Origin of the sequence: Pseudomonas sp. NPDC047961, assembly GCF_050272435.1 — a bacterium.
Lineage (GTDB): Bacteria > Pseudomonadota > Gammaproteobacteria > Pseudomonadales > Pseudomonadaceae > Stutzerimonas.
Window position 1 is genome coordinate 1,042,819 of record NZ_JBNNMD010000001.1, and the last position, 13,941, is coordinate 1,056,759.

Genomic DNA, 13,941 nt, shown 5'->3' on the forward strand with positions numbered 1-13,941 from the left:
AACGCAACACCTCTGCGGCGCCCCCCTCTGATCGCCAGCAAGCTGGCTCCTACAGGTGCGTGCTACCGCGGTCGCCGGGAGCCGTGGCGATGCACAAGTGATCACCCACGGTAGGATTAAAATCATCGCGCGAGCAAGATCTCGCTTTTCGTAGGAGCCAGCTTGCTGGCGATCCGGTGCGTCAAACGCAACACCTCTGCAGTGCCCACCACTGATCGCCAGCAAGCTGGCTCCTACAGGTGCGTGCGGCCGCGGTCGCTGGGAGCCGTAGCGATGGGCCAGCGATCACCGAGGCAAGATGCAAATCCATCACACGAGCACAATCTCGCTTTTCGTAGGAGCCAGCTTGCTGGCGATCCGGTGCGTCAAATGCAACACCTCTGCGGCGCCCACCTCTGATCGCCAGCAAGCTGGCTCCTACAAATCCCCACAGCGCCGCGGCGGCAATCAGCCTTCTTTGCCAATCCCGTGCTCACGTAGCTTGTTGGCGATGGTGGTATGCGAAACCCCTAGCCGCTTGCCCAAGAGCCGGCTGCTGGGATGGCGCTGATACAGCTCCTGCAACACCGCTTTTTCGAAGCGTCCGACGATATTGCCCAGATCGCCCTCCAGCGAAAAATCGCCCAGCGGTGCCGGCGTCCCGTAGTCGGGCAGCCTGATGTGCTCGGGCTTGATCACTCCGCCCTCGCACAGCGAAACCGCCTGAAACAGCGTGTTCTCCAGCTGCCTGACGTTGCCCGGCCAGTGATAGCCGGCCAACCGCTCAAGGGCTGTCGGCGAGAGGCTCGGCAAGGCGCAACCGATCTGCCGGCTGGCCTGGTCGAGAAAGTGCAGCGCCAGCGGTTCCAGCCCATCCAGGCACTCACGCAGCGGCGGAATGTGCAGCGACAGCACGTTGAGGCGGTGATACAGGTCCTGGCGAAATTCGCCCTTGGCGCAGAGTTCGGACAGATCCAGCTGCGTCGCGCAGATCACCCGCACATCCAGGTAGACCTCCTCGTCACTGCCGACCCGACGAAAACAGCCATCCTGCAGAAATCGCACAAGTTTGGCTTGCAGCCGTGTACTCATCTCCCCCACGCCATCGAGAAACAGCGTGCCGCCAGAGGTCAACTCGAGCAGGCCGAGCTTGCCTTCGGGCCGTGCGCCTTCGAAAGCGCCGGGGCCGTAGCCAAACAGCTCCGTCTCGGCCATGGATTCCGGCAGGCCCGCGCAGTTGAGCGCCATGAACGGGGATTGCCCGCGCGGGCTGGAAAGATGGCAAGCGCGCGCGAGCAATTCCTTACCAGTACCGGTCTCGCCCTCGATCAGCAGCGGCGCATCCAGCGGGGCCATCCGTCGCGCCTCACGGACCACGGCGGCCATCACTTTCGAGCTCTGGAAGATGCTGTCGAAGCCGCGCAGCTCCTGCTTGCGCACATTGTAGATACGCTCGCCCACCCGGTCGGCGCGATGCAGCGTCAGCACCGCACCGGCCAGGGCTTCGCTGTCATCGTGCTCCGACTGCAAGGGTGCGATGTCTGCAAGAAAGATGTCGCCCTTGATGGTCACGCGCAGGCCGTTGATCCGCGCCTTGTTGGCGCGCACCAACTCCGGCAGGTCGAAATCATCGGCGTAGCGCGACAGGCTCATGCCCGGCACCTCATCCACGCGAACCCCGAGCAACTGCGCCGCGGAACGGTTGGCCGCGACGATGGCGCCAGCCATATCGATGGACAGCACCGGAAATTCCAGCGCGCCAAGCAGCGCGTTGAGCTCCAGCGAATGCCGTTCGCTGGGCATCAGCCCGACCTTGCGGACCTCGAACACGCCTTGCAGCGCCTCGATCTTCGGTCGCAGCGCCTGCAGCTGCAGGTTCATCAGGTTGGGGCAATGCAGGTAAACGGCGTTACCGTGCTCACCCCCCACTTCGCCACGCGCCACATTGATGCCGTAAGCGACCAGCAGTTCGAGCATGTCACGGAGGATGCCAATGCGGTTCTGGCAGTGAATCTTGATACGCATGCAAGGGTGCCTTTGGCTTGTTGTTATGAGCGGCGCCGGCTTTTCTGCGGATCGCCGTTGATTTTCGTCAAGATTATTTGACAGTAGCGAAGCCGAGCAAGGCGATTTTCATGCAACCGCGCCACATCGTAATTATTTCGTTACGCACATCAGAGACGGATTGTCGCAGGGCAGCCTCTTCCGGGTCGCCAGAGAGGGCTGAAAGCGATCAGATGAGGCATCCATAAAAACAAGACTCAGGCGGCCGCCCCGCTCAGGAGGTCAGATGAAAGCCACTAAATACATTGCCCGCGAACCGGATGCGCAAGGTCACATCCACTACCCGGACAGTGAACATGCGGTTTGGCAAACGCTGATCGAACGCCAGCTGAAACTGCTCGACGGCCGCGCTTGCCAGGAATACCTGGACGGCATCGAACAGCTTGCCCTGCCTCACGACCGCATCCCCCAGCTGGGCGAAATCAACCGCGTGCTGGATGCGACCACCGGCTGGCAGGTGGCGCGGGTCCCAGCGCTGATTCCGTTCCAGACCTTTTTCGAGCTGCTGGCGAGTAAACGCTTTCCGGTGGCCACCTTTATCCGCACACCGGAAGAACTGGATTACCTGCAGGAACCCGACATCTTCCACGAGATATTCGGTCACTGCCCGCTGCTGACCAACCCCTGGTTTGCCGAGTTCACCCACACCTACGGCCAGCTTGGCCTCAAGGCGACCAAGGAAGAGCGCGTCTACCTGGCGCGGCTGTATTGGATGACCATCGAGTTTGGCCTGGTGGAGACTTCAGCGGGCCGACGCATCTATGGTGGCGGCATCCTCTCCTCGCCGAAGGAGACGCTTTACAGCCTTTCCGACGAACCCGAGCATCAGGCGTTCAACGTTGTCGAAGCGATGCGCACCCCTTACCGCATCGACATCCTGCAGCCGGTGTACTTCGTCCTGCCCGAGCTCAAGCGACTGTTCGATGTGGCCCATGAAGACATCATGGCGCACGTACGCAACGCCATGCAGCTGGGCCTGCACCAACCGAAGTTCCCACCGAAAGCGGCGTAGGGTGGAAAACTGCAAAGCATTTTCCACGCGTCCGTTTCGTTCCCAACGACGTCTCCCGGCGGTGCCGGTCGTTCCGACCAATTGGTGGATGAGCCTCTGGCGTCATCCACTCTACGTTGCTCGGCAATGCGGCGGACCGGCCCCTCGCGTGGACAAGCCTGCGGCGTTGTCCACCCTACGCTGCTTAACTCTTATCAACCCCATCACGTAGGGTGGGCTTTAGCCCACCGATCCACTCAACCAACCGATCACACAAGGACCCAACCATGACCGCCCTCACCCAAGCCCACTGCGAAGCCTGCCGCGCCGACGCACCCAAGGTGTCCGATGACGAACTGGCCGAGCTGATCAAGCAGATCCCGGACTGGAACATCGAAACCCGCGACGGCCACATGGAGCTGGAGAAGGTCTTCCTCTTCAAGAACTTCAAGCACGCCCTGGCCTTTACCAACGCCGTCGGCGAGATCGCCGAAGCTGAGGGTCACCACCCCGGCCTGCTCACCGAATGGGGCAAGGTCACCGTGACCTGGTGGAGTCACTCGATCAAAGGTCTGCATCGCAACGACTTCATCATGGCCGCGCGCACCGACGAGGTCGCGAAAAACGCCGAGGGTCGCAAGTGAAGCAGTTCGCTGACGTGGCGCGGGTGCCTGGCGACCCGATTCTCGGTCTGCTCGATGCGTATCGAGCAGATCCCAACCCGGCCAAGCTCGACCTCGGTGTCGGCGTCTACAAGGATGCCCTCGGCCTGACGCCGATCCCCAAGGCCGTAAAGCTGGCCGAGCAGCGGCTGATCGACAGCGAACAGACCAAAAGCTACATCGGCGGCCATGGTGACCCGCTGTTCGGCGAGCAGCTGTTGCAGCTGGTGCTGGGCGAAGGCTCACCGGCGCTGGCCGAACACCGCGCCGGTTGCACCCAGACACCCGGCGGCACCGGCGCGCTGCGGCTGGTGGGCGATTTCATCGCCAAGTGCCTGCCGGGTCGCGGCCTCTGGCTCAGCGACCCGACCTGGCCGATCCACGAAACCCTGTTCGCCGCGGCCCGCTTGAAGGTTGAGCATTATCCCTACGTCGACGCGCAGAACAGGCTGGACGTGCCGGCCATGCTCGCCGCGCTGGAGCAGATCCCCAGCGGTGACGTGGTACTGCTGCACGCCTGCTGTCACAACCCCACCGGCTACGATCTGAGCCGGGACGACTGGCGCCAGGTACTCGAGATCGTGCGCCGCCGCGAGCTGTTGCCGCTGTTCGATTTCGCCTATCAGGGCTTTGGCGACGGCCTGGATGAAGATGCCTGGGCTGTCCGCCTGTTTGTCGAAGCGTTGCCCGAGGTGCTGATCACCAGTTCCTGCTCGAAGAATTTCGGTCTGTACCGCGAACGCACCGGTGCGCTGATCGTGGTCGCCGCTGACGGCGAGTCGCTGATAGATGTGCGCAGCCAGTTCGCCTCGGTGGCGCGCAACCTCTGGTCGACACCGCCTTCTCACGGTGCTGCTGTAGTGGCCACGATTCTCTCCAACCCCGAACTGCGCCAGCTCTGGCAACAGGAAGTCGCCGCCAAACGCGAGCGCATCGCCGGTTTGCGCCAGGGGCTGGTGGAAGCGCTTGCACCCTATGGGTTGGCTGAGCGCTTTGCGCATATCGCGCAACAACGCGGAATGTTCTCCTACACCGGCCTCACCGCCGAGCAGGTGCTGCGCCTACGGCGAGAGGATGCGGTGTATCTGGTCGAAAGCGGGCGGGCGAATATCGCCGGGCTGGACGCTGCGCGGCTTGACCAATTGGCGGCGGCCATAGCCCGCGTCACGGCATAAGCCGCCGCAGCGAAGCACAGGAGGCCGGCTGTCATGCCGGCCTTTTTTATTCCTGCCGAAACGGATGGCCCCGCCACGACGACGAAGCTCACTGCGGAAAGAGGAACTCGACTTAATTCTTAGTGTCGCAGCATTTAGCCATCATCCCTAAAGTTTCTGACCTACTATGACGCCTGGACATTCTTGTGGAATGGCCCTCTGGTGACGAACGGACTCCAGTCTCGGCCCGATCAGCCGCTATCTTTCAGCAACAGGTTTCGAGCGAGTTCGCCCATGATTCAAAGCAACACTGACGGTAACCCTGCCCCATCGGAGTACAGCTGCCATTCGGCCAGCGAACACGGCGCCTGCCCCAGTTGTGCCAGCGGGGAACGCCTTGGGTTTCGCTTCAGCTACGCCTACCAGCCGATCGTCGACATCTCCAAGCGTGAGGTTTTCGCCCACGAAGCCCTGATCCGCGGCGTAAATGGCGAGCCGGCACCGAGCGTGCTGTCGCAGGTGACCGAGGACAATCGTTTCCGCTTCGACCAGGCCTGCCGGGTCAAAGCCATCAAGACAGCCGCCAAGCTGAACATGCAGAGCAAGCTGTCGATCAACTTCCTGCCGAACGCCATCTACCGCCCGGAGCTGTGCATCCGCTCGACGCTCGAAGCGGCCCGCGCCCACAATTTCCCCATTGAGCAGATCATCTTCGAGACCGTCGAAGGCGAGCGCATCAGCGATGCCAAGTGGCTGACCGAGGTTTTCCGTGAATACCAGCGCATCGGCTTTCTCACGGCCATTGATGACTTTGGTGCCGGCTTCGCCGGACTGAACCTGCTTGCCGACTTCCAGCCCGACCTCATCAAGCTGGACATGGACCTGATCCGTAGCATCGATCAGAGCCGTTCGCGCCAGGCCATCGTCCGCGGCACGGTGGGCATTTGCAACGAGTTGGGCATCCAGGTGATCGCTGAGGGCGTGGAAACGCCGGATGAATGCAAGGCTTTGCGCGACCTGGGCATCAGCCTGATGCAGGGCTATCTGTTCAGCAAACCGCTGTTCGAGAGCTGCAGCCACGCCGATTCCCTGGCGTGGCCGGGCGGACTGTCGAGCTGAGCCCGGTTCAGCCGGCCTTCAACAGTTTGAGCAACTCGCGGGCGGCCTCTTCCGAGGACGCCGGGTTCTGGCCTGTGACGAGCAGGCCATCGACCAGCACATAGGACGACCAGTCCGGCCCCTTGCTGTAGTCGCCACCGATCTCCTTCAGCTTGTCTTCCAGCAGGAAGGGCACCACCTCAGTGAGCTGCACCCCCTCCTCCTCGGTATTGGTAAAGCCGGTGACGCGCTTGCCTTTAACAAGGTATTCACCGTCCACGCCGCGCACCTGTACCAGCGCGGCAGGCGCATGGCAGACCGCCGCTACGGGCTTGCGTGCCTTGATGAAGGATTCGATAAGGGCGATGGACGTCGCATTGCTCGTCAGGTCCCACATCGGGCCGTGACCGCCGGGATAGAAGACCGTATCGAAGTCCGTTGCCGATACCTCATCCAGCTTGTGCGTGTTGGCCAGCAGCGCTTGGGACTCGGCGTCGTTCTTGAAGCGCTGGGTCATCTCGGTCTGAGCGTCCGGCGCATCGCTTTTCGGATCCAGCGGCGGCTGACCACCCTTGGGTGAGGCGAGGACGATTTCAGCGCCAGCGTCCTTGAAGACGTAGTAAGGGGCGGCGAATTCTTCGAGCCAGAAGCCGGTGGGTTTGCCGGTGTCGCCGAGCTTGTCGTGGGATGTGAGCACGATGAGAACTTTCATGGGGTCTCCTTTGATCGGGGGCCCGAATGCAGGCCCTTGATTCATCTCGACCATGGGTGTGGGGAATGGGTCAATGTCGTTGTGTTGCGCACGGTGATGGGCAGCGCAGCACGCGCTTTTGGGGCCGCCCCAAGTTCCGCCCCCGAGCCCACGGACTGTTTGAGCTTGGGTTAGCTGCGTATGACCCGGTTTCCAAGGTCAGCCGAGGCATTGGTTTCGCCCTGCTGGGCGAGTCCCTTTTTGCAATTGCCCCAAAAGGAACCAAAAGGTCTTGCCCCTGCATCCGGGTCTCGCTGAGCTCGACTTCCCTCATTCCATCGCTACTCCGAGGGTCGCCGCGCAAGGGCCATCCATGGCCCTTCACGGCTCTCGCGGCATCCATGCCGCTCGCCCCTCTACGCAGCAATTCCATTCGGCCTCCTGAAAGGGGCGTTCGGCATCGTCTGATAGTCTGTTCATCAGCAAAAAGGCAAAGTCTATATTTGTTACGTTGAGAGTTGCCAAGCGACTAGATCTCGCCTCCCTTTAGCTTCGTAGGGTGGAAAACTGCGAAGCATTTTCCACAGCGCTCGGTACCACGATTGATAACGGACCTTGCCCACCAAAAGCTGTGGGTAAGCTTCGCGTTACCCACCCTACATATAGCCGCTAAAACCGTTTCGTTGCACGTTATCTCCGACACCACCCGATCGCCCCTTTCAGGAGGCCGAGCGCAGGTGGCGTGGAAGGGGTTGAGCGGCATGGATGCCGCGAGAGCTGTGTTGGGTCGGGGCCGCCATCGGCATGGATGGCCCATCGCGGCGGGCCCCTGGAACGTCACCGGAGCGAGGGAACCCCGGCGCAGCCGGGGCCGGATGCAGGGGCAAGCGTTTTTGCTTACTTTTTTGCCGGCCGGGCAGGTGCGTTTGAAAAAAGTGAATCGCCCAGCAGGGCGAAACCTGAGGTTAGGGCCTACGTCAGGGCGGCGCCGTACCAAGATGAGCGCGCCGCGAGCACCCGATCAAGCCTAGGCGTCTCCCTTCGCTTCTACATAAGTGGCGGATACAGACGGGCACAAAAAAGGGCGCCGAAGCGCCCTCCTCACCCAACACCAGATCAGATCCTGAAGCTCCCCACCAGCTGCTTCAGCCGCGCAGCCTGCTGCTCAAGATCTCCACAGGCCCGAAGGGTGGATTGCAGGTTCTCGACCCCCTCCTGGTTCAGCGTGTTGATCTCCGTGATGTCCATGTTCAGCGACTCGATCACTGAGGTCTGTTCTTCGGTGGCGGTCGCGACTGACTGGTTCATCGCATCGATCTCGCCGATGGCGAGGGTCACGCTGCCCAGGCGCTCACCGGCCTGGTTGGCGATGCCGACGCTCGATTCGCTCTGACGCTGACTCTCGGTCATGGTGCTGACCGAATCACGCGCCCCGACCTGCAGCTTCTCGATCATGCCGTGGATTTCCTGCGCCGAGGTCTGGGTGCGATGCGCCAGGCTGCGCACCTCATCAGCCACCACCGCAAAGCCGCGCCCGGCTTCACCGGCACGCGCCGCCTCGATGGCTGCGTTGAGCGCCAGCAGGTTGGTTTGCTCGGAAATGCCCTTGATCACGTCGAGAATCTGACCGATGCCAACCGTCTGGGTGTTCAACGCCTCGATCTGTTGGCAGGACGCGCTGATGTTGCTCGACAACCGTTTCATGGCCTCGATGTTCTGCTCGACCACCTTGCGACCGTCTTCGGCCTGGTGGCTGGCACCGCTGGCCTGCTGCGAAGCGTCGGCCGCGTTGCGGGCGATCTCCTGCGCGGCGGCGCCGAGTTCATTGATCGCCGCTGCGACGCTGTTGGTGCGGCTGGCTTGCTCGTCGGAATTGAGCATCGACGAATTGGAGGCGGCCAGTACACGTTGCGCCACTTCGTTGACCTGCTCGGTAGCCGAGGCCACGTCGCGAATCGAGCCGTGAATACGCTCGACGAAGCGGTTGAAGGCCAGCGCCAGCGTGCCGAATTCGTCCTGCGATTGCACTGTCAGGCGGCGGGTCAGGTCGCCCTCGCCTTCGGCAATATTGCTCATCGCGCGGCCCATGTCGGTCAGTGGCCGCATCAACACGCGGATCAGCATGCCCAGCAGGACCATGATGAACACCACAGCGATGACAGTGGCGACGAGCGCCGAGGTACGGAAGCTCGACAGCGCCGCGTAAGCCTTTTCCTTTTCCACGGAGATGCCGACGTACCAGGTCACCGAAGGCAGTCCCGGAACGGGACTGAAGCTGAGGATGCGTGCCTGGCCGTCCAGCTCCGATTCGCTGAGATCGCCGGTTACCGAAGGTGTGTTCTGCGGATACAGCTCAGCCAGCGTTTTCATCACTTTGCTTTTGTCCGGGTGGACCAGCACCTTGCCGTCACCGCTGACCAGAAACGCGTAACCCATACCGTCGAAGTTCAGCGCGTTGATGATATCGACAAGCGCCTGCAAACCCAGATCGCCGCCCACCACGCCAACCGTCTGGCTGCCGCTGCGCGCGGGGGTGGCGATCGTGATGATCAGCTCACCCGTGGCCGCGTCGACATAGGGTTCGGTAAGGGTCGTTCCGCCAGCAGCCACCGCGTCCTTGTACCAGGGGCGGGTGCGCGGGTCGTACCCGGCGGGCATTTCGTCTTCCGGACGCATGGTGAAGCGGCCGTTCTGCTCACCCAGATAGGTGAAGCCGAAGGTCGAGACGAGCGCCTTCTGTTCGAGCAAAGCAACCACGCTCTGATCGGAGCTGTCGTTGGCGATGGACTGCGCAGCGCTTTCCACCAACAGGATCCGACCGGACAGCCAGTTTTGGATGTTATGGGCGGTAACATCGCCCATCTCATTCAGGTAGCTTTCGAGGTTGTCGCGAATCGCGTTGCGCTGCAGATAATCGTTGAACAGGGTGAACAGGGCAAAGGTCGCGATCACCACGAGCGAGGCGGCCAGCAAGATCTTGTGGCTGAATTTAAGACGACGGGGCATGGGCGCGGGTCCGAGAACTGATCTGGGTCAATACGAAGATCCGTTTTCTGTTGAAGCGTCCTTGCGCTGATCAAATTATCGGCAACGCTTTAGAGAGCTTTAGGGTGCCGTCTGTCGCAAAGCCAGTAACAACGGGGGGGGCTGGCCGCCTGACCTTTCGCTGAGACGCCTGCAATTCAGTTACAAAAACGGCACCTCCATTTCCGGAAGTGCCGCTTAGTCACCTAGATCGAGTCTCTGCAGAAGATCAGGCGTTGCGCCCAGTCAGCGCCGGCAGAACGCGAGGTCGCAACCCCTCGCCGAGGACAGTCAGCGCACCGATGGCTCCGGCGATCCAGTACCAGCGCACCAGCGGGTCGAAGCCCAGCCAGCCGAGGGCATGCAGGAACACCATGGTGATCAGCACCGGACAAACATAGCGGACCATGAACAGCCACAGCGCATAGCCCAGCGGTGGAAGATCCAGCTCGTCACGCATGATCTCGCTGCGCAGGGCATAGCCGGCAAAGATCACGATGAAGATTCCGCCCAGTGGCATCATCCAGCGCGAGGTCAGGTAGTCGAGCCAGTCGAAGAAGTTCTTGCCCATTGGCGTCCAACCGGCCATCAGATTGAACGAGAGCATCGCCAGCAGGCTGATCACCAGCAATACCGCGCCGGCGCCGATGGCGGCCTTGAGGCGGCTGATGCCGTGCTTTTCGTTGAGGTAGGCCACTGTGGCTTCGATCATAGAGATCGCTGACGTCAGCGCGGCAATCGACACCATGGCGAAGAACAGCGTGCCGAATACGGTGCCGAACGGCATTTGCTGGAAGGCCAGCGGCAGGCTCATGAAGATCAAGCCGGGTCCGGCAGTCGGGTCCATGCCGTTGGCAAAGATGATCGGGAAAATCGCCAGCCCCGCCAGCAGCGCTACGGCCGTATCGGCAATCGCGACCATGAAGGTGGTCCGCGCGATGGACTGTCCGTCGGGGATGTAGGAGCCGTAGGTCAGAATCGCCCCGGACGCCAGGCTGAGGGTGAAGAACGCGTGGCCCAGTGCGGCCAGTAGCGCTTCACCGGTGAGCTTGGAGGTATCGAAGCTGAACAGAAAGGCGAAGCCCTGATCGAAGCCGCCACTGGTGAAGGCATAACCAACCAGGATCAACAGCATCACCGCCAGGCCCGGCATCATCCAGCGCACCGCACTTTCGATGCCCTGCTGTACACCTTTGGCCACGATCCATAGCGTCAACAACGCCACCAGTACGCTCCAGCCACCGAGCTGCCAGGGGTTGGCGTTGTGCGCCTCGAACACCTGCGCCAAACCCTCGACCGAGCTGGCCGCCAGCGAGCCGTCGAGCATCTTCACCGTATAAGCGAACGCCCAACCGGCCACCACCACATAGAAGCAGAGAATCAGGAAGCCGGCCGCCATGGCCATGCCGCCGACGCCCTTCCACAGGGAGCTGCTGCCGTTTTCGCGGACCGCTCTGCCAATGGCATCGATGGGGCTGCCACGACCCCGACGGCCGATGGCGATCTCGGTCATCATCACCGGAATACCAATGGCGAGAATGCACGCCAGGTACATCAGCACGAAGGCGCCGCCGCCGTACTCGCCGGTGATGTAGGGGAATTTCCAGATGTTGCCCAAGCCGACTGCAGAGCCGGTCGCGGCAAGAATGAAGCCCCAGCGGGAGAGCCAGAGGTTCTTGGGTTTTTCACGGGTCATGCGTCACCTGTTTGTTGTTATCTGTGACGGAATCGAACCCGCCGCGCTCATGACGCGACGGAGTGCAAGGCGGATAAACCTATTGAGCGTCGGGCTGCACCTCCGGAGCTGCATTGGCAAAGGCTTCGAGGGATTCGCACTGCTCGGTCATCTGCAAAATGCGCGGGTACGCGCTGAGGTCACAGGCAAAACGGCGCGCATTGTATACCTGCGGAATCAGGCATGCCTCCAGATAGCCAGGCCGCCTGCCGAGTGACAGCTTGCCGTCGAACGCGGCCAAGCCCTCTTCGACGCTAGCGAGGCCCGTGTGAATCCAGTGCTGGATCCACTGCTGCTTCGCCTCGTCCTCGACGCCCAGCGGGCCGCTGAGGTACTGCAATACGCGCAGGTTGTTCAATGGATGCAGGTCGCAGGCGATATGCAGCGCCAATGAGCGCACCCGTGCGCGGTCGGCCGGATCGTCCGGCAGCAAAGCCGGTAACGGAAAGACCTCCTCCAGGTATTCGAGAATCGCCAGCGATTGGCTGATGCGCTCTTCGCCGTCTACCAGCAAAGGCACCAGGCCCTGCGGATTGAGCGCCTTGTAGTCGGCCGAACGCTGCTGGCCGCCGTCCTTGACCAGATGCACGGGCAGGTTCTCGAAGGCGAGGCCTTTGAGGTTCAACGCGATGCGTACCCGGTAGGCGGCGCTGGATCGCCAGTAGCCGTAGAGTTTCAGCGTGGGCGACGAACCGGCCGTTGTGGTTGTTTCACTGCTCATAACGCTCCCAGTACGTGTTTCTCTGTGGCGGGCAATATCCTTTGACCGTCCCCGCAGCCCTGGCGATCAATGATCGCTAGACCGCAGGATTGGCTGGCCGCCCCCATAACAAACCACTCCGACGGGGTGCACAAGCCCGCCGGTAGCACAGCTCGCTGCTTCAACGCGCTGGGGCTGGAAGGTTTTCTTTACGGCTCGTCGCGAGCGCCGCAGTGCAAGGTTGCGTCGGTGAGTGCGTAACGAAAACCTGACGGCGCGGTGCGACAGCTGGTCGCACCGCGCTTCTTCACCACCCATATTGTGCGTAACGCGACGGCGACTGCGCTTCCCCTAGATCAGCCCGCTCAAGTTGAGGAACACCAGCACGATCGCCAGCGGCGTACCGAAGCGCAGCAGCAACCACCAGGCGCGGAACAACCCGCCGTGTCGGATACCTATGGCGTCGCGCACCGTTTGCTCCTTCATCACCCAACCGGTGAACAGCACCGTCATCAGCCCGCCCAATGGCATCAGCCAGTTAGTGGTGAGATAGTCGAGGCTGTCGAAAAAGGTCTTGCCGAACAGTTGGTAGTCAGCCCAGAGGTTGAAGGAGAAAACGCTGCCCAGGCTCAGTACCCAAAGCAGGCCGCCACTGACCAGCACGGCTTTGAGGCGGCTCAGGCCGAAGCGCTCGGTCATCCAGGCGATGCTCGGTTCGCTCAGGGATATCGCCGAGGTCAGCGCGGCGATTACCAGCATGACGAAGAACAGCCCGCCGACTACCTGGCCCAGCGGCATCTGCCCAAAGGCGATGGGCAGGGTGACGAAGATCAGCCCCGGCCCGGCGCCCGGCTCCAGACCGTTGCCGAACACCAGCGGAAAGATCGCCATACCGGCCAGCAGCGCGACGACGGTGTCAGCCAGCGCCACCAGTACCGAAGTCTTAGCGATGGACGTGCCCTCAGGCAAATAGGAGCCATAGACCATCATTGCCCCGGCACCGAGGCTGAGCGTGAAGAAAGCATGCCCCAGGGCAATCAGCACGCTGGTGGCGGTCAATGCCGAGAAGTCCGGCACGAAGAGAAACTCCAGCGCCTGCAGGAACTCGCCCGTGACTGCGGCATAGCCGACCAGCCCCAGCAGCAACACGAACAGACCCGGCATCAGGAACCGCAGCGAGCGCTCCAGCCCGCCGCGCACACCGAAACCGACGATCAGCATGGTCGCCGCCAGCACCAGCGTGCCGCAGACGATCAACCGCATCGGGCTGGCCAGCAAGCCGCTGAATAGCTCGCCGCTGGCATCACCACCTACGCCACTGAAAGTCCCGCTGAGCGTGGTCGGGATATAGGACAGCGCCCAACCAGCCACCACCAGGTAGAAGCTGAGAATGAGAAAGCCGGTCAAGCCGCCGAGCCAACCCGCAATGCGCCATTTGGTGTTGGCACCAGCCTCTCTGGCCAGGCGAGCCACTGCGCCATCGGGGTTCTGCCGACCACGCCGGCCAATCATCACTTCGGCCATCAGCAAGGGAATGCCGATCAGTAGAATGCAGCCGAGGTAGACCAGCACGAAGGCGCCGCCGCCGTTCTCACCGGTGATGTAGGGGAATTTCCAGATATTGCCCAGACCGACCGCGGAACCGGTAGCGGCCAGAAAGAACACCCAGCGCGAGGACCAGAGGCCGCGCGCGGCGCTTTGCTGAGTACGAACGGAGGCGCCACCGAGAGTACCGGCGGCAATGCTGCTTTTGTCAGTCATTGTGGATTCCTGCTTGTTGTTTTTGTCAGGGATTTGCACACGCTCGGCAGAACGGCTCGGGCTGCCGAAAACAAAACGGGCG

Annotated in this window: 10 protein-coding genes and 1 pseudogene; 4 read left to right on the forward strand and 7 right to left on the reverse strand. The window is 61.9% G+C overall.

The features are described from left to right. Positions 1-447: 447 nt before the first annotated feature. The gene (locus ACQKIK_RS04965; protein ID WP_241530283.1) at positions 448-2,004 is read right to left on the reverse strand and encodes a sigma-54-dependent transcriptional regulator; all 1,557 of its coding nucleotides are present in this window, start codon (positions 2,002-2,004) and stop codon (positions 448-450) included. A 265-nt stretch (positions 2,005-2,269) separates the two neighbouring features. Here ACQKIK_RS04965 and phhA point away from each other — a divergent pair, with 265 nt between their 5' ends. The 4 genes from phhA (at position 2,270) to rimA (ending at position 5,969) form a co-directional block, all read left to right on the forward strand. Continuing rightward, positions 2,270-3,055 carry a phenylalanine 4-monooxygenase gene (phhA, locus tag ACQKIK_RS04970; RefSeq protein WP_499134935.1) on the forward strand — a complete coding sequence of 262 codons (786 nt, stop codon included), beginning with the start codon at positions 2,270-2,272 and terminating at the stop codon, positions 3,053-3,055. 266 nt (positions 3,056-3,321) lie between these two features. Continuing rightward, the gene (locus tag ACQKIK_RS04975; protein ID WP_102837853.1) at positions 3,322-3,678 is read left to right on the forward strand and encodes a 4a-hydroxytetrahydrobiopterin dehydratase; all 357 of its coding nucleotides are present in this window, start codon (positions 3,322-3,324) and stop codon (positions 3,676-3,678) included. Continuing rightward, positions 3,675-4,871 (forward strand): amino acid aminotransferase, encoded by a 1,197-nt coding sequence (locus ACQKIK_RS04980; protein WP_499134938.1) that lies wholly within the window; start codon positions 3,675-3,677, stop codon positions 4,869-4,871. Before ACQKIK_RS04975 ends, ACQKIK_RS04980 begins: the two co-directional genes overlap by 4 nt. Before the next feature lie 273 nt (positions 4,872-5,144). Then, positions 5,145-5,969, forward strand: coding sequence for a S6 modification regulatory phosphodiesterase RimA (rimA, locus tag ACQKIK_RS04985; protein ID WP_045430170.1), 825 nt, complete (start codon positions 5,145-5,147; stop codon positions 5,967-5,969). Between the two features lie 7 nt (positions 5,970-5,976). Here rimA and ACQKIK_RS04990 read toward each other — a convergent pair whose 3' ends face one another. The 6 genes and pseudogenes from ACQKIK_RS04990 to ACQKIK_RS05015 form a co-directional block, all read right to left on the reverse strand. Then, positions 5,977-6,660 (reverse strand): type 1 glutamine amidotransferase domain-containing protein, encoded by a 684-nt coding sequence (locus ACQKIK_RS04990; RefSeq protein WP_499134940.1) that lies wholly within the window; start codon positions 6,658-6,660, stop codon positions 5,977-5,979. Between the two features lie 1,095 nt (positions 6,661-7,755). After that, the gene (locus ACQKIK_RS04995) at positions 7,756-8,520 is read right to left on the reverse strand and encodes a methyl-accepting chemotaxis protein (RefSeq protein WP_499135198.1); all 765 of its coding nucleotides are present in this window, start codon (positions 8,518-8,520) and stop codon (positions 7,756-7,758) included. 93 nt (positions 8,521-8,613) lie between these two features. Beyond that, positions 8,614-9,645, reverse strand: a pseudogene (locus ACQKIK_RS05000) (cache domain-containing protein); the annotation flags it as partial. A 247-nt stretch (positions 9,646-9,892) separates the two neighbouring features. After that, positions 9,893-11,359: a sodium-dependent transporter gene (locus ACQKIK_RS05005; RefSeq protein WP_499134943.1), complete on the reverse strand. Its 1,467-nt coding sequence runs from the start codon at positions 11,357-11,359 to the stop codon at positions 9,893-9,895. Between the two features lie 79 nt (positions 11,360-11,438). Continuing rightward, positions 11,439-12,119: a maleylacetoacetate isomerase gene (gene maiA, locus ACQKIK_RS05010; protein WP_499134944.1), complete on the reverse strand. Its 681-nt coding sequence runs from the start codon at positions 12,117-12,119 to the stop codon at positions 11,439-11,441. A 330-nt stretch (positions 12,120-12,449) separates the two neighbouring features. Beyond that, a complete protein-coding gene (locus tag ACQKIK_RS05015) occupies positions 12,450-13,859 on the reverse strand; it encodes a sodium-dependent transporter (RefSeq protein ID WP_499134946.1) in 1,410 nt (469 codons plus the stop codon). Between the last annotated feature and the right edge of the window lie 82 nt (positions 13,860-13,941).

Coding starts and splice junctions, on each gene's coding strand:
- ACQKIK_RS04965 (WP_241530283.1), bottom strand. CDS start 2,004: ATGCGTATCAAGATTCACTGCCAGAACCGCATTGGCATCCTCCGTGAC.
- phhA (WP_499134935.1), top strand. CDS start 2,270: ATGAAAGCCACTAAATACATTGCCCGCGAACCGGATGCGCAAGGTCAC.
- ACQKIK_RS04975 (WP_102837853.1), top strand. CDS start 3,322: ATGACCGCCCTCACCCAAGCCCACTGCGAAGCCTGCCGCGCCGACGCA.
- rimA (WP_045430170.1), top strand. CDS start 5,145: ATGATTCAAAGCAACACTGACGGTAACCCTGCCCCATCGGAGTACAGC.
- ACQKIK_RS04990 (WP_499134940.1), bottom strand. CDS start 6,660: ATGAAAGTTCTCATCGTGCTCACATCCCACGACAAGCTCGGCGACACC.
- ACQKIK_RS04995 (WP_499135198.1), bottom strand. CDS start 8,520: ATGCTCAATTCCGACGAGCAAGCCAGCCGCACCAACAGCGTCGCAGCG.
- ACQKIK_RS05005 (WP_499134943.1), bottom strand. CDS start 11,359: ATGACCCGTGAAAAACCCAAGAACCTCTGGCTCTCCCGCTGGGGCTTC.
- maiA (WP_499134944.1), bottom strand. CDS start 12,119: ATGAGCAGTGAAACAACCACAACGGCCGGTTCGTCGCCCACGCTGAAA.
- ACQKIK_RS05015 (WP_499134946.1), bottom strand. CDS start 13,859: ATGACTGACAAAAGCAGCATTGCCGCCGGTACTCTCGGTGGCGCCTCC.